The 16,415-nt window shown below is 62.8% G+C and carries 14 protein-coding genes; 10 read left to right on the top strand and 4 right to left on the bottom strand.

Annotated elements, in window-relative coordinates:
• Window position 1: 1 nt before the first annotated feature.
• Together NKJ12_RS14140 and NKJ12_RS14135 are read left to right on the top strand one after the other, a co-directional pair.
• The gene (locus NKJ12_RS14140) at window positions 2-895 is read left to right on the top strand and encodes a DMT family transporter (RefSeq protein WP_352703278.1); all 894 of its coding nucleotides are present in this window, start codon (window positions 2-4) and stop codon (window positions 893-895) included.
• A 322-nt stretch (window positions 896-1,217) separates the two neighbouring features.
• The gene (locus NKJ12_RS14135; protein ID WP_352703276.1) at window positions 1,218-1,775 is read left to right on the top strand and encodes a hypothetical protein; all 558 of its coding nucleotides are present in this window, start codon (window positions 1,218-1,220) and stop codon (window positions 1,773-1,775) included.
• Between the two features lie 34 nt (window positions 1,776-1,809).
• On the opposite strand, the gene mutL is transcribed toward NKJ12_RS14135, so the two are convergent.
• The gene (gene mutL / locus NKJ12_RS14130) at window positions 1,810-3,660 is read right to left on the bottom strand and encodes a DNA mismatch repair endonuclease MutL (RefSeq protein ID WP_352703386.1); all 1,851 of its coding nucleotides are present in this window, start codon (window positions 3,658-3,660) and stop codon (window positions 1,810-1,812) included.
• 601 nt (window positions 3,661-4,261) lie between these two features.
• The gene (locus NKJ12_RS14125) at window positions 4,262-5,164 is read right to left on the bottom strand and encodes a LysR family transcriptional regulator (RefSeq protein WP_352703274.1); all 903 of its coding nucleotides are present in this window, start codon (window positions 5,162-5,164) and stop codon (window positions 4,262-4,264) included.
• Window positions 5,165-5,267: 103 nt separating this feature from the next.
• On the opposite strand from NKJ12_RS14125, the gene NKJ12_RS14120 reads away from it, so the two are divergent.
• Window positions 5,268-6,257, top strand: coding sequence for a zinc-dependent alcohol dehydrogenase family protein (locus tag NKJ12_RS14120; RefSeq protein ID WP_352703272.1), 990 nt, complete (start codon window positions 5,268-5,270; stop codon window positions 6,255-6,257).
• A gap of 17 nt (window positions 6,258-6,274) precedes the next feature.
• Here the strand turns inward: NKJ12_RS14120 and NKJ12_RS14115 are convergent, their stop codons facing one another.
• The gene (locus NKJ12_RS14115; protein WP_352509569.1) at window positions 6,275-7,177 is read right to left on the bottom strand and encodes a LysR substrate-binding domain-containing protein; all 903 of its coding nucleotides are present in this window, start codon (window positions 7,175-7,177) and stop codon (window positions 6,275-6,277) included.
• A gap of 91 nt (window positions 7,178-7,268) precedes the next feature.
• On the opposite strand from NKJ12_RS14115, the gene NKJ12_RS14110 reads away from it, so the two are divergent.
• The 6 genes from NKJ12_RS14110 (at window position 7,269) to NKJ12_RS14085 (ending at window position 13,743) form a co-directional block, all read left to right on the top strand.
• Entirely contained in the window at window positions 7,269-8,819 is a 1,551-nt protein-coding gene (locus NKJ12_RS14110; RefSeq protein ID WP_352703270.1) for a trimethylamine methyltransferase family protein, read from the top strand.
• A gap of 41 nt (window positions 8,820-8,860) precedes the next feature.
• A complete protein-coding gene (locus tag NKJ12_RS14105) occupies window positions 8,861-10,510 on the top strand; it encodes an ABC transporter substrate-binding protein (protein WP_352703268.1) in 1,650 nt (549 codons plus the stop codon).
• Window positions 10,511-10,615: 105 nt separating this feature from the next.
• Entirely contained in the window at window positions 10,616-11,095 is a 480-nt protein-coding gene (locus NKJ12_RS14100; protein ID WP_352509574.1) for a DUF3828 domain-containing protein, read from the top strand.
• Between the two features lie 4 nt (window positions 11,096-11,099).
• Entirely contained in the window at window positions 11,100-11,651 is a 552-nt protein-coding gene (locus NKJ12_RS14095; RefSeq protein ID WP_352703266.1) for a hypothetical protein, read from the top strand.
• 11 nt (window positions 11,652-11,662) lie between these two features.
• The gene (locus NKJ12_RS14090) at window positions 11,663-12,847 is read left to right on the top strand and encodes a mandelate racemase/muconate lactonizing enzyme family protein (RefSeq protein WP_352703264.1); all 1,185 of its coding nucleotides are present in this window, start codon (window positions 11,663-11,665) and stop codon (window positions 12,845-12,847) included.
• 110 nt (window positions 12,848-12,957) lie between these two features.
• The gene (locus NKJ12_RS14085) at window positions 12,958-13,743 is read left to right on the top strand and encodes an alpha/beta hydrolase (protein WP_352703262.1); all 786 of its coding nucleotides are present in this window, start codon (window positions 12,958-12,960) and stop codon (window positions 13,741-13,743) included.
• 14 nt (window positions 13,744-13,757) lie between these two features.
• On the opposite strand, the gene queF is transcribed toward NKJ12_RS14085, so the two are convergent.
• Window positions 13,758-14,219: a preQ(1) synthase gene (gene queF / locus NKJ12_RS14080; protein WP_023674394.1), complete on the bottom strand. Its 462-nt coding sequence runs from the start codon at window positions 14,217-14,219 to the stop codon at window positions 13,758-13,760.
• Window positions 14,220-14,333: 114 nt separating this feature from the next.
• On the opposite strand from queF, the gene NKJ12_RS14075 reads away from it, so the two are divergent.
• Window positions 14,334-16,379: an oxidoreductase gene (locus tag NKJ12_RS14075; protein WP_352703260.1), complete on the top strand. Its 2,046-nt coding sequence runs from the start codon at window positions 14,334-14,336 to the stop codon at window positions 16,377-16,379.
• The last annotated feature ends 36 nt before the right edge of the window (window positions 16,380-16,415 follow it).

Genomic DNA, 16,415 nt, shown 5'->3' with positions numbered 1-16,415 from the left:
GATGAGCGCTTACACCGGCACGTTGAATACGACACAGCGCATGGATGCCGCGGCTGCCATCGCGGTGGCGCTGACGGTGGTCGGCTGGGCCTCGGCCTTTCCGGCGATCCGCGCCGGCCTTGCCGCTTTCGGGCCGCTGGAACTTGGCGCGCTGCGCTTTGCCATCGCCGCGGTTCCGGCGGCGATCTTCCTCGCTGTCAAGCGGCCGGCACTGCCCAGGCTCGATGAACTCTGGCGCTTTGTCTTCGGTGGTGCCGTCTTCGTCGCGCTGTACACGGTGATGCTCAATTTCGGCGAACTGACCGTTTCGGCCGGTGCGGCCGGCTTCATCATCAATGTCAGCCCGATCTTCACCGCCATCATGGCCATGGCGCTGCTCGGCGAGCGCTTCTCGGGCCTGGCCTGGGCCGGCACATTCCTGTCCTTCGCCGGTATCGGCATCATCGCCATGGGCGAGGGGCAAGGGCTGCATTTCAACAGTGGTGCGCTGCTTGTCCTCGGCTCGGCATTGTGCTCGGCCGTCAACACCATCGTCCAGAAGCCGCTGTTTGGCCGCCACCACCCGCTGACGATCTCTGCCTCGAACATGGTGCTTGGCGCGCTCTGCCTGTCGCCGTTCCTGCCGAGCGGTCTGGCGCAGGCGGCCGTCGCCGATACGGCCGGGCTCGGCGCGGTCATCTTTCTTGGCATCGTGCCCAGCCTCATCGCCTATGCCGCGTGGGCAACAGCACTTTCCCGGCTGCCCGCCGCGCGCGCTTCCAATTTCCTCTACCTGGTCTCGCCGGTCGCGACGCTGATCGGCTTCTTCTGGCTGGGCGAGGTGCCGACGCTGCTCGGCATCCTCGGCGGCGCGCTGGCGCTTGGTGGCGTCATCGTGGTGAATTTGAAGAGATGAATCAGTTAGTTGAGGCCTTTTTCCCGACTCAAACCGGCTACTGACGGCCATTGCGATGCAGACACGAGCCAGGCGGGTGTCTATGTTGATCGCATTGGCGAAGCGCAGTAAGGGTCGACATGGGAATGCAGTTTATCTCCGCAGTTTTTTTCGTGTTGCTGCTCAGCCAAAAAGCCGCCGCGGGTTGGTATAGGTCGAAAATTACGAAGGTTTCATTGGGCCTAACCCAGTCCACCTGTCGCTGCAGAGGAATGACAGTTTCGGCAGCGGGATTACGGTCGAGGGGAGCTATTTCTACGACGCGAAGCAAAGCCCGATAGCAGTGTACGGCAAGATCAACGGCACCAGCGTATCCCTTTGCGAGATTGCGGACGACAAGGAATTCGACCGGGTGCTGGTCATGGGATCGAAAACGCCCGTCGACACCACTGGATGCCCATTTTCTTTCGACATTGATGAAAGCGGCGCAACAGGAGCCTGGAGCAAGGGTGCGGACAACCATCCCGTTACGCTCAAGAAAGTTGCGAGCCTCGACGATACCGGCGACGGGAAGATTGACGGAACCGTTGAGATCCCGTTCTGGGCGCAGACCGCCACCGATAGATTTGCGAGAATCTACGCGAAAACCGACGCCGGCATTTGCATGGAAAAGTTGCTAGTCATCAGCAAGCGCAGCAAGAAAGTCGTTCAAGAGATCGCTTTCGATGACGAAGATTGCGACGCGGGTATGCTGATGACGCCAATCTACATGAACGTTCAAAAACAGACGGAAAAAACCGTCGAGATTATTTCGGTAAACTTTCGCGGCGGCGGTGCCGGCTGTAGCATGGACTATGCTTTCTCTCCTAAAACCAAAAAGTATCATAAAATGGTGAACTGAGCGGGTGCCCGCTTGGCATTGCGCAGGGTAAGGCTTACCGCCTGCCGAACAGCCTCTCGATGTCGGCGAGCTTGAGCTCGACGTAGGTGGGGCGGCCGTGGTTGCAGGTGCCGGAGCCGGGCGTCGCCTCCATCTGCCGCAGCAGCGCGTTCATCTCTTCCGGTTTGAGCAGACGGCCGGAGCGCACCGAGCCGTGGCAGGCCATGGTCGCGGCTATTTTGTCCAGCCGCTCCTTCAGCGTGTCGACCGTATCGTTGTCGGCGATCTCGTCGGCGAGGTCGCGCACCAGCTGCTGGACGTTGGTCTCGCCGAGCATCGACGGCGTCTCGCGCACCGCGACGGCACCGGGACCGAAGCGCTCGATGCCGAGCCCGAAGCGGGCCAGCGTCTCGGAGTGCATGGCGAGCCGTTCGGCGTCTTCCTCCGACAGATCGACGATCTCGGGCAGCAGCAGCATCTGTGACGGCACCGCGCGTGAGTGGAGGGCGTTCTTCAAGGCCTCATAGACCAGCCGCTCATGCGCCGCATGCTGGTCGACGATGACGAGCGAATCCCTGGTCTGGGCGACAATGTAGTTCTCATGCACTTGTGCGCGCGCCGCGCCCAATGCCGTGCCGAGCAGCGTCTCTGCCGCCTGGTCCTGTCCGGCGCGCGCGTCGGCACTGTGCGGCGGCCCGGCGCCGAAGGCCGCCTGCTCGTCCTCGCCAAAGCCGCCGCCCATATCGAGCGGCCGCTGCGGCGAACGGGCCGGATCGAACCCGGCAAAGCCTGAGGCCCGATAGGCGGCCTCGTAACTGCGGTGACCGTTGGCCGGCCCGCCATGCGCATAGGATGCCGCGCCTGGCCGGAACGCCGCCATCATGCCGGCGGCCCCCGTGGTGGCGGCGCGGATGCCGGCATGGGCCAGTGCTTCACGGATGGCGCCGACGATCAGCCCGCGCACCAGCCCCGGGTCGCGGAAGCGCACGTCTGCCTTGGCCGGGTGGACGTTGACGTCGACGATCGCCGGATCGACCGTCAGAAACAGCACAGTGACGGCATGGCGGTCGCGCGGCAGCACGTCGGCGAAGGCGCCGCGAATGGCGCCGGCGATCAATTTGTCACGCACCGGGCGGCCGTTGACATAGGCGTATTGCTGTAGCGCGTTGGCGCGGGTGAAGGAGGGGACCGAGACATGGCCGGCGAGATGCACGCCGTCCCGCGTCGCGTCGATGGCGATCGCATTGTCCGGAAAGTCGGCGCCCATCACCTGTGCCACCCGGCGCAGCCGGCCTTCCGGGCTGTCGTCGGTCGCCGGCAGTTCCAGCGTCGAGCGGTCCGGGCCGGCCAGGGTGAAGCGCACGGCGGGGAAGGCGATGGCGATGCGCTTGACCACGTCGCCGATGGCCGAGCTTTCGGCGCGCTCGCCCTTCATGAACTTGAGCCGCGCCGGCGTGGCGAAGAACAGGTCGCGCACCTCGACCGTGGTGCCGCGATTGGCGGCGGCCGGCCTGACGGCGGAGACGCGACCGCCGTCGATGCCGATCTCGGCGGCGTTTTCACTGGACGCGGTGCGCGAGCGGATCGACAGCCGCGCCACCGAGCCGATCGAAGGCAAGGCCTCGCCGCGAAAGCCGAGCGAGCGGATGTCGTGAATGTCGTCGGCGAGCTTGGAGGTGCAATGGCGCGCGATCGCCAGCGCCAGTTCCTTTTCCGGAATGCCCGAGCCGTCATCGCTGACGCGGATCAGGTTCAGCCCGCCGCCGGCGGTGACGATCTCGACTCTGGTAGCGCCGGCATCGAGCGCGTTCTCGACCAGTTCCTTGACCACGCTTGCCGGACGCTCGATGACTTCGCCCGCGGCGATCTGGTTGATCATCGTTTCGGAAAGCTGGCGGATCGGCATGGCAGCACTATAGGCGGATTCGTGGCCGATACGGGAGGGGGAGAATAGCGTTGATTGTTGCAAGGCAGGGAGACTGCTCCGTTGCGCTCCGTCCCACCCCCCTCTGGCCTGCCGGCCATCTCCCCCGCAAGGGGGGAGATCGGATGTCGCCTCGGCCTCCGCCAGTCTCCAATGTCTCAAAGGTTGGCGGGACGCATGAACCGCCAATCTCCCCCCTTGCGGGGGAGATGGCCGGCAGGCCAGAGGGGGGTGCTGTCCCGCCACGATGTAGAGATAGGAATATTGTTGAAGTGAATGGGCTTGGCCCCCAATTGACTTAGTGGATTTAGTCGGGCGAAGGCCAAAATCTGGAGCGAATGGCCGTTGGAGGCGACATTTGGACGTCATCCTAGATTACTTAATGGTAAACTTCGCTCGATGGATACAGCGTCGAAAAAGTCGTATTGCAAGAGTAATTTTGTTCACTATTTGGACGATTATTTCGATATCGCTAACAGTTGTTCTGGTTTACCTTCTGTATTTTCGAAATCTTACCATATAGACTATTGTTCAATCGTCGGGTCGTTCTCGAGGAAATCCACGCAGCTGACCGCGAGCGCGTTCAACTCATGAGCTTGGGCAGCGCTGCCGCCAGTGCATCGACGGCAAGGCGGACTTTCATCGGCAGATGAGGCGTCTGCAACCAAAGGGCATGAACGTCGTAGAGAAACCGGGATTGTTCCGGCAATAGCAGGACAAGCGCGCCTACCTGGATGCGCCGGCGAACCAGCCAGTACGGCAGCCAGGCGAGCCCCATGCCGGCGGCCGCGGCATCGGCGATGGCATCGAGATCGTCGAGCCGCAATCTGCTGACGGGCCGGATCTCCGTCGCGAGCTGGTCGTTGCGCGGAAACAGCCACGGCTGAACGGCGCGCCCGGAACGGCGGTAGATGATCGCGTGATGGCTGCCCAGGTCATCTATTTCCTGCGGCTGGCCGTGCCGGTCGAGATAGGACGGCGAGGCGCAGACGACCATGTGCTGGCGCGCGATGCGACGCGCCATTACCCCGGCCTGGTCCTCCAGGTCGCCCGTTCTAATGGCAAGATCGCAGCCGTCCTCGGCGAGGTCGGCGAGGGTGTCGCTGAACGACAGATCAAGTTCCAGCGCCGGATATTGCTGCGCAAGCCCGAACAGGATCGGGGCAACGCAGCGCCTGCCGAAATGCACCGGCATGAGCACGCGCAGCTTTCCGCGCGGTTCGGCAAGCTGGTCGGCGGCGAGTGCATCCGCGGCCTCCGCTTCGGCAAGCACCAGCCGGCAGCGTTCGTAATAGGCGCGCCCGAAATCGGTCAGGCTTTGGCGGCGTGTGGTCCGGTTGATGAGGCGCACGCTCAGGCGCTCCTCGAGAAACCGGACATGCTTGCCGACCATCGGCCCGGACAGATCGAGCGCGGTCGCCGCGGCCGCGAACGAGCCAAGGTCGACGGCTTTGACGAACACGGCCATGCTCGTAAGGCGATCCATATTCAAAACCTACAGTTTCTGCTGATCTACTCAAGCGGCTATTTATCGGCCTGATCGCCGCTGGCATAGCTGATTCAGTTCAAATGTTTTGGAGTTGTGACCGATGGCGCGTGTCGTTCGTTTTCATGAGCTTGGTGGTCCCGAGGTTCTGCGCATCGAGAATGTCGACATGCCTGCGCCCGGGCGAGGCGAGGTCCAGATCCGTGTCAAGGCGTTGGGTCTCAACCGGGCCGAGGCGCTGCTGCGTTCAGGCAGATATATCCAGACTGCGCCCTTACCTTCGGGTCTTGGGCTTGAGGCGGCGGGTGTCGTCGAGGTGGTCGGCGAAGGCGTGAGCAGTGTTGCGCCGGGCGATGCCGTCAGCATCGTGCCGCCATTGTCGATGGTACGCTGGCCTGCCTATGGTGAGATTGCCACATACCCCGCCGAGCTCGTCGTCAAGCACCCGCCGGCGCTGAGCTGGGAAGAGGCGGCCGCCGCGTGGATGCAATATCTCACGGCCTATGGTGCGCTGATCGACATTGCCCAACTTGGCCGGGACGACTTTGTCGTTATCACCGCGGCCTCGAGCAGTGTCGGACTTGCGGCGATCCAGATCGCCAACCTGGTTGGCGCGACCCCGATCGCGGTCACGCGGACGTCCGCCAAGAAGCGGGCTTTGGTTGCGTTCGGCGCGGCCCACGTCATCGCTTCGGCGGAAGAAGATCTGGAGGCCAGGCTGAAGGAAATCGCCGGCCCGGACGGCGTGCGCGTGGTGTTCGACGCCGTCGGCGGTCCGATTTTCGAGCCTCTGACGGCAGCGATGGCACCGGGTGGCATTCTCATCGAATATGGCGGCTTGAGCCTCGACCCGACACCCTTTCCGCTACCTGCAGTGCTGGCGAAGACACTGACGCTGCGCGGTTATCTCATGCATGAGATCGTGCGCGATCCGGTCCGGCTGCAGGCCGCCAAGGCGTTCATCCTTGACGGACTAAGCTCGGGTTCGCTGAAGCCGGCAATCGCCAGAACCTTTCCGTTCGACCAGATCGTCGAGGCGCATCGTTATCTCGAAGCGAACGAACAATTCGGCAAGATCGTCGTGACGGTTTGACCGGGCATTTATCGGCATCACGCCTGCGCTGCCAGCCAGTCCCGCACCTTGCGGGCGTTGTCGCTGAGCTCGCGGTTCCTCGACCAGATGACATGAAAGCCCTTGCCGGTCGTCATCGCGTGGCCGGTGACGCGCACCAGCAGCCCTGATGCCAGCAGCCGCTCGGCGAGGTGACCCCAGCCGAGCGCGATGCCTTGCCCTTCCATGACTGCCTGGATCACCAGCGCATAGTCGTTGATGCGCAAGCCACGTCCGGCATCGGCGATGTCGACACCGGCCGAGGCGAACCACTCGTCCCAGCTCGCGGCCTCGCGAAACGGCTCTTCGAGATGGATGAGGCGGTGCGATTGAAGGTCCGCGACACGCTCCGGCAGCCCGAACCGGGCCACATAACTCGCGCCGGCGACGGGGAATATCACTTCATCGGCCAACGGCAGGGAATGATAATCCGGCCATTCCCTGGGCTCGCCGCCGCGGACGCCGAGCGGGATGTCCTCGGCGATGATGTCGAGATCGCGGTCGGCGGTCTGGATGCGCAGGTCGATGCCCGGTAATTCGTCGCGAAACTGCTGCAGGCGCGGCATCATCCAGAATGAGGCGAAGGCCGTCGAGGCGGCGAGCGTCACATGCGCGCCGACGGCGATCTGGCGCAGATCCTCCGCCGACTTGCGAATGTGCGACAGGCCGAGCGAGACGTCGGCATGGAAGCGGTCGCCGGCCTCTGTAAGGCTGACTTGCCGATGGCGGCGCTGGAAGAGTTTGGCGCCGAGCTGTTCTTCGAGCCCGCGGATCGCATAGGACACGGCAGCCTGCGTCATGCCGAGCTCCCGTCCGGCGGCGGTAAAGCTCGACAGCCGCCCGGCGGCCTCAAAAACGATCAGGCTGCCCGCCGACGGCAGCAGGTGGCGCAAGCTTCGCATAAGCTGACCTTATACAAGAGATCAGGATTTTCCAGCGTCACAGCTGCATTTTGTCTGGCTAGATTGGTCGAGACAGGAAGATGGAGCCTCCATGAACGCACCGGCCGTTGAAGTGAGCGAACATACCAATCGTCGCGCGGGTGGCCGCCTGGGGCGCAAGGCGCTGCGAGGCGCACCCGTTGCGTCATTTCCGACCCTGGTCCGCAAGATTCCGGTGTATCAGATGGTTCCGGACGAGGCGGTGGAGCTGATCCACCAGGAATCGCTCTCGATCCTCGAAGAGGTGGGATGCGAGTTCCGCGACGACGAGGCGATCGCAATGTGGAAGGCGGCGGGCGCCGATGTCTCGGAGACAAGGGTCCGCGTCGACCGCGCCCTGCTGATGGAGCTCATCTCGAAGGTCCCGTCGGAATTTACGCTCAATGCGAGGAATCCCCAGCGTTCCGTACGTGTGGGTGGCAACAACTCAATCTTCGTGCCGATGTATGGCGCGCCATACGTGCGCGACCTCGACAACAACAGGCGCTACGGCACACTCGCCGACCTCAACAATTTCCACAAGCTCGCCTACATGGCGCCGGCGCTGCACTCGTCGAGCTCGATCATCTGCGAGCCGATGGAAATTCCAGTGCCGAAACGTCACCTCCACATCATCCATTCGGCGCTGAAGCACTCCGACAAGCCGTTCATGGGTATCGTGACGTCCAGGGATCGAGCCGAAGACACGATGGCGATGGCGGGCATCGTGTTCGGCGAGGACTATGTCCGCGACAACCCGGTCCTGGTGGCGATCACCAACTGCAATTCGCCGTTGGTCTGGGATGCCACCATGCTGGACGCGATGAAAGTCTATGCGCGCCACAACCAGCCGCTGATTCTCGCGCCCTTCGCCCTTTGCGGCGCCTCGACTTCGGCCTCTGCCGTCGGTGCGGTCGCGCAGGTCAACGCCGAAGCGCTGGCGGGCGTCGCGTTCACACAGCTGTTGCGTCCGGGTTCGCCGCAGATCTACGGACAGTTCATGGTGACGGTCGACATGAAGACCGGCGCTCCCATGGGCGGCACGCCGGAGGCGGCCCAGATGATGTACCTCATGGGCGCGCTGGCGCGGAAGTATCGGCTGCCGTGGCGCACGTCCGGTTTCCATGTCGGCTCGAAGCTGAACGACGCCCAGGCGGGCTACGAGGCGAACATGCTGATGCATGCCGCCATCCTTGCCGGCGCCAACTACATCTGGCACTCCGCCGGTTGGCTCGAGGCCGGCCTGACCTGCGGCTATTCGAAATTTGCCACCGACTGCGAGCAGCTTGTCGGCTGGTACAAATATGCTGGCGGGTTGCCATTCGACGATTTCAAGGAGGCTATGGCGGCTATCCGCGAGGTCGGACCGCAGGGCCATTTCCTCGGCACCCAGCACACGCTCGAACATTTCGAGTCCGCCTTCTTCATACCGAGCATCATGGACTTCAATTCGTTCGAACAGTGGAAGGCGGAAGGAGCAAAGGACCACGACACCCGCGGCCGCGAGAAAGCGCGCAACATGCTCGCCGATTACGAGGAGCCGAAGCTCGACGAGGGCATCGCCGATGGTCTCAAAGATTTGATTGCGCGGCGCGAGGAGAAACTGCCGGACAGCGTTAGTTGATAACGGGCGAAGACCCGATGGGAACCATAACGGAGGAAAAAATGACACTCTTCAGAAGCAACGGTGATCGCGTACCGAGCGCCATCGAAGCGATGGCCAGCGAGGCTCGTGCAGGTCGTGTGGATCGGCGCGAGTTTCTGGCTCTGGCAAGCGCCTTCGGCGCATCGACGGCCTTTGCCTACGGCATGATCGGCCTTGCCGTCCCGCAGCGGGCTTTGGCTGAAGAGCCGAAGAAAGGCGGCACGCTCCACGTTTCGATGTCGGTGAAGGCACAAAAGGATCCGCGCACCTACGACTGGGTGGAACTCGCGAACATTTCACGCTGCTGGCTGGAGCCGCTTGTCCGCTACACCCGCCAGTTCACTTTCGAGCCGGTTCTGCTCGAAAGTTGGGAGGTCAACGACGACGCCACCGAATATGTGCTGCATGTTCGCAAGGGCATCGCCTGGAACAACGGCGATGCTTTTAGTGCCGAAGATGTGGTCTACAATCTGACGCGCTGGTGCGAGAAGGCTGCCGCCGGCAATTCGATGGCCGCGCGCGTCGGTGCGCTGATTGATGCAAAGACCGGCAAGGCCAGGGAAGGAGCGATCACCAAGGTCGACGACAACACGGTGAAGCTGAAGCTGAACGAACCGGACATCTCGCTGATCCCGAACTTCACCGACTATCCGGCGCTGGTGGTCCATCGCAACTTCGACGCCGACGGCGCCAATCCGATCGAGAAGCCGGTTGGCACCGGGCCGTTCGAACTGGTGTCTTATGCGGTCGGCCAGAAAGCGGTCGTCAAACGTCGTGAGACTGGCAAATGGTGGGGTGGTGAAGCGCTTCTCGACGGCGTCGAATTCATCGACTACGGAACCGATTTCAACGCCTCGATAAATGCATTCGACTCCGGCGAAATCGATCTCAACTTCGAGACGCCTGCCGACTTCATAGAAATCCTCGACAAGATGGGACTGGTAAAATCGGAGGTCGCGACAGCGACCACGCTCGTCGCCCGCACCAACATCACGAACAAGCCCTACGATGACAAGCGGGTCCGCAACGCCCTCCAGATGGCCGTCGACAACCAGGCGGTGCTCGAACTTGGTTACGCCGGGCGAGGGACAGTTGGTGAAAACCACCACGTCAGCCCGATTCATCCGGAATACTACGCGCTGCCCAAGAAGACCCGGGACGCCGCGGGCGCCAAGAAGCTGATGGCGGAGGCCGGGCAGGCCGACTTCGAGCATGAACTGATCACCGTCGAGGACGATTGGCAAAAGAACACCGGCGACGCGATTGCCGGCCAGTTGCGCGATGCCGGGATCAAAGTGAAACGCACGGTGCTGCCGGGTTCGACCTTCTGGAACGACTGGACGAAATATCCTTATTCCATGACCATCTGGTACATGCGCCCGCTTGGCGTCCAGGTGTTGGCGCTCGGCTATCGCACCGGCGAGGCCTGGAACGAAACCGGCTACTCGAACCCTGATTTCGATGCCAAGCTCAAGCAGGCTCTCTCGCTCATCGACGTCGAGAAGCGCCGCGAGGTCATGAAGGACATCGAGCAGATCCTGCAGGATTCGGGCGTCATCATTCAGCCGTTTTGGCAGAAGCTGTTCAGCCACATGAACGAGAAGGTGAAGAACTACGGTGTCCACCAAACCTTCGAGATGGATCTCCAGAACGTCTGGCTGAACGCCTGAGTTGCCAGCAGAGGACGCGTTGCAGGATTTCATGGACCGCAAGAAAGCCGACGGGCAAGATGCGTGGTACTGATAGCTTCCGTCAGTGAACAATCGGGGACACGCATGAAACTGCCACTTTTTGTTGCCGCGCTTTCGATGGCCTTGCCGGCGGCCGCGTTTGCCGGCCCCGCTGCCAACGCCGTGAAGTTCTTCTATGTCCCGTCGGTCAAATTCGAGGCCGATGCACAATATCGCGACCGCTTCACCGCGCCAGTGACGAAACTGTTCGAACTGAACGACAATGCGGCAAAGAACCATCCGGATGAAGTTCCCTGCATCGACTTCGCCCCTGGTCTCGATGCGCAGGACTATGACGAGAAGACCGTGGCCAAGACGCTGACGCTGGCCGAAACGCTGGATGGCGACAGCGCCGAGGTGACGGCGACCTTCAACCTTTTTCCGGAAGGGGATGATTCCAAACGCGAAATGGTCTGGTCGTTGAAGAAGATCGACGGCCAGTGGAAGGTCGCCGACATCACCTCGAAGACCAGCGGCTGGACGCTGAGTGCGCTCGAATGCCTGGCCGGGCAGTCGCCGGAGTGATGCCGTGCTCCGCTGCCATCCCTGGCTTTTGGCGACTGCGTGCCTGCTGGCCGGATTGAGCAGCGCCGCCGCTCAGGGCCTGTTCGGCGCGCCGCCCGCAAACGCGCCGGCCGACAGTGCGGCACTGCCGAAGGCAGTTTTGCCGCCGGCAGAAAACGCGCCGGCCACACAGCCGGGCTCGCCGACGGCGGTGGTGAAGCCGTTCTACGAGCATGCCGGGCTCGAGGTCGATCCGGCTCAGCGGGGCCATTTCACCGACCCGGCAAAGTCGGTGCTCGACAAGAGCGATGCGCTGCGGACGTCGGGGCAGGGCGAGTGCCTCGATCCCAACATGGCACTCGACAATTCCGAATACGACAAGGCGGAGATCGACAAGAGCCTGAAGACAATCGAAGCGATCAAGGGCGACGAGGCCAAGGTCGTCGTCGCCTTCGTCGTCGCCGGCAACCCGCACCGGCTGGAGTGGAAATTCAGGAAAGTCGACGGCGACTGGAAAATATCGGACCTACTCTCGGTGACCGGCGAATGGGCGCTGAGCCAATACCAGTGTGAGTGAGAACGGAACCGATGAAGATCAGCAACATCCGCGTCACCCACGTCAACGTCCCGCTCGATGCTCCGTTCTGGTGGACGGCTGGTCTCTACGGCGGCGCCTCGAAATCGATCATCGAGGTCGAGACGGACGAAGGCGTGGTCGGACTGGGCGAGGCGCCATGGTGGCATTTCGGCGAGGTGATCAAGGCCGAGATCGCGCCGGCGCTGATTGGCGCCGATCCGCTCGACATCGCCGACTGCGAGGCGCGCTGTGTGCCGCCCTGGCAGATCACCGCCAACACCGGCGAGAACGCAGCCACGGTGGCGTTCGGCGCCGTCGAACTGGCGCTGTGGGATATAAGAGGCAAGGTCTTCGGTATGCCGCTCTATAAGCTGCTCGGCGGCGCGGTGCGCAAGGACATTCCGTTTTCGGAATATTTCGCCTTTCGCCCCGCTCAAGGCGGAGCCGGCGGCGAGATGACCGCCGAAGCGATCGTAGACTATTGTCTCGGCATGCGAGAACAGCACGGCTCGACGATCTTCGAGGGCAAGCTGATCATGGGCGATCCCGAGCGCGAGATCAGGACAGTGCGCATGCTGCGCGAGGCGCTTGGCGACAAGGCGCAGATCAAACTCGATTCCAACATGCAGTGGTCGCTAACCACAGCGCGCTGGGTACTGCGCGAGATCGAGCCGTTCAACATCCGCAATTACGAGGATCCGGTCGCGACCTTCGAGGAGATGGCGGCGCTGCGCCAGCATTCGCGCATTCCGTTCTCCACGCACATCCCGGATCTCAGGCGGGCAGTCGCGCTCGGTGCGCCGGATTACTTCGTCTGCAATTTCGCAGCACTCGGCGGATTGTCGAAAACTCTGAAATTCATCGCCGCCTGTGAGGCGATGGGCAAGGGGTTCTGGTGCTATTCGAACGATCTCGGCATCATGACATCGGCTTATTTGCACGTCGTGGCGGCGACACCGTGGATCACCGAAGCATCGCAGTCGCTGTTTCGCTGGCAGATCGGCGATGTCATCAAGGACGGCCCTTTCCGGCAGACCGGCAACACGGTGCGTGTGCCGGAGGGGCATGGCCTGGGCGTCGAACTCGATCCGGCTTCGATGAAGCGCTGGGCGGGCCACTTCGCCGAACACGGGCCGATGGGCCATTTCAGCGACCCGAACAATCCCAGCCGCTACCGGCGGCTGCCGCTCAACTGATGCGAAGTGCACGTGACCGATCGATGAGAAGAGGTCCTGTCGTGGTTGCTTTATTCGCGGCGGTTTGCGTCCTGGCCTCCGCTGTCAGCTGGGAGGCAGGAAGCCGCGCGGTGGCCCGCGTGCCTCAGCAAAGCTTCACGCTGCCTGTGGGGTTACCGGTGGAGCGCAGCGTTCTAAAGCAGGAGGGCGCGCCCGACCTTGCCGGTTGGGTGGCGGATCGGCAGGACAGTTGCGGAACAATCGTGCTGTTACACGGACGCGGTTCAAACAAGCTGGCCATGGTTCCAAGAGCGAAGCTGCTTTTCGAAAGCGGCTACTCGATCGTGCTGTTCGATCTGTCGGGACATGGCGAAAGCGGCGGCGATATCAGAGGCTTTGGTTACATCGAACGGCAGGACGCCAGTCGCATCCTCGCCTTTGCGCGGCAACGCTTCCCTGGTCGCAAGGTGGCGGCCATCGGTTCGTCGCTCGGTGCGGCTGCTTTTGTGTTTGGCGCTCAGCAGGAGCATGCCGATGCCTATGTCCTGGAGCAGCTCTACGCGACTTTGCTGGAAACCACGGCGTTGCGAGCGCCCTTGCCTATGTTACGCGACGTACAGGCGACCGTCCTCTTGGCGCAGATGCAGCTCCGCCTTGGCTTCGGGGTAGAGGATGTCAGGCCGGTCGATCGCATCGGCACGATTGATCGGCCGATCTTGCTGCTAGCAGGCAATTCGGATCCGTTTGTCGCTCGCAGCCAGACACTGGCGTTGAAAGATGCGGCGGGCGCTCACGCAAAGCTGGTGTGGTTCGACGGCGCGCGGCATGTCGATCTCTATCGCTATGACCAACAGCGGTACCGCGACGCGGTGATGCCTTTCCTGGAGACCAACCTGTGCCGGACCGGGATCAGATGAGCCGCTCCGTCCGATTAGCCGCGCCCGCGATAGGGCGCGACGCCGGTGTCGGGCAGCCACACACCTTCCGGCGGTGCGCCGGTTTGCCAGAACACGTCGATCGGAATGCCGCCCCGCGGATACCAATAGCCGCCGATGCGCAACCACAATGGCTTTGTCGCGGCGATGATACGGCGACCGATCATGACGGTGCATTCTTCATGGAAGGCGCCGTGGTTGCGAAACGAGGTCATGAACAGCTTGAGCGACTTCGATTCCACCAGCAGCGCATCGGGTGCGTAGTCGATGACGATATGGGCGAAGTCCGGCTGGCCGGTGACCGGGCAGAGCGAGGTGAATTCCGGGCAGGTGAAGCGAACGATGGCCGGCGGGCCGTCGCCGCGCGAAAACGGCACGGTTTCCAGGACGGCCGCTTCAGGGCTCTGTGGCGCCTCGACGTTGGTGCCGAGCTGGGTGAGGTTTTTCGTATCGGTCATGAGCAGGTTCCTTGCTGCATGTCGCCCAAAACTGCGCAGCGATTTTGGGACAGCGACATGCGTAAAAACAAAAATTTGCCGCTCATTAGCACAATTTGAAACAGCAGGAAGACGATGACTAGCAACGACCCGCTCCTCCAGCCCTATCAGCTCAAGCATCTGACGCTGAAGAACCGGGTGATGTCGACCAGCCATGAGCCGGCCTATTCAGAGGACGGCATGCCGAAGGAGCGGTACCGGCTCTACCATGCCGAAAAGGCCAAGGGCGGCATGGCGCTGACCATGACCGCCGGTTCGGCGATCGTCTCGCGCGACAGCCCGGCCGCTTTTGGCAATCTGCATGTCTATGACGACCGCATCGTGCCTTGGCTCGCCGAGCTGACCGACGCCTGCCACGAGCATGATTGCAAGGTGATGATCCAGATCACCCATCTCGGCCGCCGTACCGGCTGGAACAAGGCCGACTGGCTGCCGGTGCTGTCGGCCTCGCCGGTGCGCGAACCGGCGCATCGCGCCTTCCCCAAGACCATCGAGGACTGGGACATCGAGCGCATCGTCGCCGACTACGCGGCGGCCGCCCAGCGCTGCCAGGCTGCCGGCCTCGACGGCATCGAATTCGAGGCCTACGGCCATCTGATGGACGGTTTCTGGTCGCCGGCCACCAACCAGCGCGACGATGATTTCGGCGGCTCGCTCGACAACCGCTTGCGCTTCACCGGCATGGTGCTCGACGCGGTGCGGGCGGCGGTCGGCCAAAAATTCGTCGTCGGCATCCGCATGGTCGCCGACGAGGATTTCGAGAAAGGCCTGTCGAAACAGGAGGGCGTCGAAATCGCCAGGCGGCTGGCCGGATCCGGCAAGGTCGATTTCCTCAACATCATCCGTGGCTCGATCGAGACCGATGCCGCGCTGACCAAGGTCATCCCGGTGACCGGCATGCGCTCGTCACCACACCTCGACTTCGCAGGGGAGGTGAGAGCGGCGACGAGATTCCCGACCTTCCATGCGGCACGGATTTCCGACGTCGCCACCGCGCGTCACGCCATCGCCACCGGCAAGCTAGACATGGTCGGCATGACGCGTGCCCATATCGCCGACCCGCACATCGTCAGGAAGGTGATGGAGGGCCGCGAGCACGAGATCCGCCCTTGCGTCGGCGCCACCTATTGCCTCGACCGCATCTATGAAGGGGGCGAGGCGCTGTGCATCCACAATGCGGCGACGGGCCGCGAGGCTGATATCCCGCATATTATTCCGAAAACCGAGGGACCGAAGCGGAAGGTGGTCGTCGTCGGCGCCGGCGCCGGCGGACTGGAGGCGGCGCGCGTCGCCGCCGAACGTGGGCACCAGGTGACGGTGCTGGAAGCATCGAGCCAGGCCGGCGGCCAGGTGCGGCTGGCAACGCAGAACCCGCGCCGCAAGGAATTGATCGGCATCATCGACTGGCGTCTGGCCGAACTCGACCGGCTCCGTGTCGAGATCCGCTACGATACCTGGGCGGAGAAGGACGACGTGCTGGCGCTGTCGCCCGACGTGGTGGTGATCGCCACCGGCGGGCTGCCGCAGAACCCGCCTCTGACGGCGGGCGACGATCTCGTCACTTCGAGCTGGGACATCATGGCCGGCAGCGTCAAGCCGGCCGAGAATGTGCTGCTCTATGACGACAATGGCGGCCATCAGGGCATGGGTGCTGCCGAACTGATCGCCAATAGCGGCGCCAAGCTGGAGCTGGTCTCACCGGAACGCTTCTTCGCCCCGGAAATGGGCGGGATGAACCATGTGCCCTACATGCGCGCCTTTCAGGAAAAGGGTGTCACGGTGACCATCAACACACGGCTGCGTTCTGTGCGGCGCGAGGGCAACCAGCTGATCGCCGAGCTCGCCTCCGACTTCGCCTATGGCTGGCGCGGCGAGCGGCGGGTCGACCAGGTGGTGGTCGAGCATGGCACGCTGCCGCTCGACGATCTCTATCTGGCGCTGAAGCCGCTGTCGAAGAACGCCGGCGCGATCGATTACGAAAAACTGGTCAATGGCGGCGACATCTTCCCCGTGCGCAATCCGCAAAGTGGCTTCGTGCTCTTCCGCATCGGCGACGCAGTTGCCTCGCGTAACATCCATGCCGCAATCTATGACGGCATCAGGTTCGGCTTGCGGATCTGAGGAATATTTTGGATTGATTGGTGGCGCGCAGCCGAA

This window comes from Mesorhizobium sp. M0195, assembly GCF_040322115.1.
GTDB lineage: Bacteria > Pseudomonadota > Alphaproteobacteria > Rhizobiales > Rhizobiaceae > Mesorhizobium.
This window is presented reverse-complemented; position numbering and strand designations above follow the sequence as displayed.

Bases quoted from the DNA above. Each gene is read 5' to 3' on its own strand.
- NKJ12_RS14140 (WP_352703278.1), top strand. From the start codon at position 2: ATGAGCGCTTACACCGGCACGTTGAATACGACACAGCGCATGGATGCC.
- mutL (WP_352703386.1), bottom strand. From the start codon at position 3,660: ATGCCGATCCGCCAGCTTTCCGAAACGATGATCAACCAGATCGCCGCG.
- NKJ12_RS14125 (WP_352703274.1), bottom strand. From the start codon at position 5,164: ATGGATCGCCTTACGAGCATGGCCGTGTTCGTCAAAGCCGTCGACCTT.
- NKJ12_RS14120 (WP_352703272.1), top strand. From the start codon at position 5,268: ATGGCGCGTGTCGTTCGTTTTCATGAGCTTGGTGGTCCCGAGGTTCTG.
- NKJ12_RS14115 (WP_352509569.1), bottom strand. From the start codon at position 7,177: ATGCGAAGCTTGCGCCACCTGCTGCCGTCGGCGGGCAGCCTGATCGTT.
- NKJ12_RS14110 (WP_352703270.1), top strand. From the start codon at position 7,269: ATGAACGCACCGGCCGTTGAAGTGAGCGAACATACCAATCGTCGCGCG.
- NKJ12_RS14105 (WP_352703268.1), top strand. From the start codon at position 8,861: ATGACACTCTTCAGAAGCAACGGTGATCGCGTACCGAGCGCCATCGAA.
- NKJ12_RS14100 (WP_352509574.1), top strand. From the start codon at position 10,616: ATGAAACTGCCACTTTTTGTTGCCGCGCTTTCGATGGCCTTGCCGGCG.
- NKJ12_RS14090 (WP_352703264.1), top strand. From the start codon at position 11,663: ATGAAGATCAGCAACATCCGCGTCACCCACGTCAACGTCCCGCTCGAT.
- queF (WP_023674394.1), bottom strand. From the start codon at position 14,219: ATGACCGATACGAAAAACCTCACCCAGCTCGGCACCAACGTCGAGGCG.
- NKJ12_RS14075 (WP_352703260.1), top strand. From the start codon at position 14,334: ATGACTAGCAACGACCCGCTCCTCCAGCCCTATCAGCTCAAGCATCTG.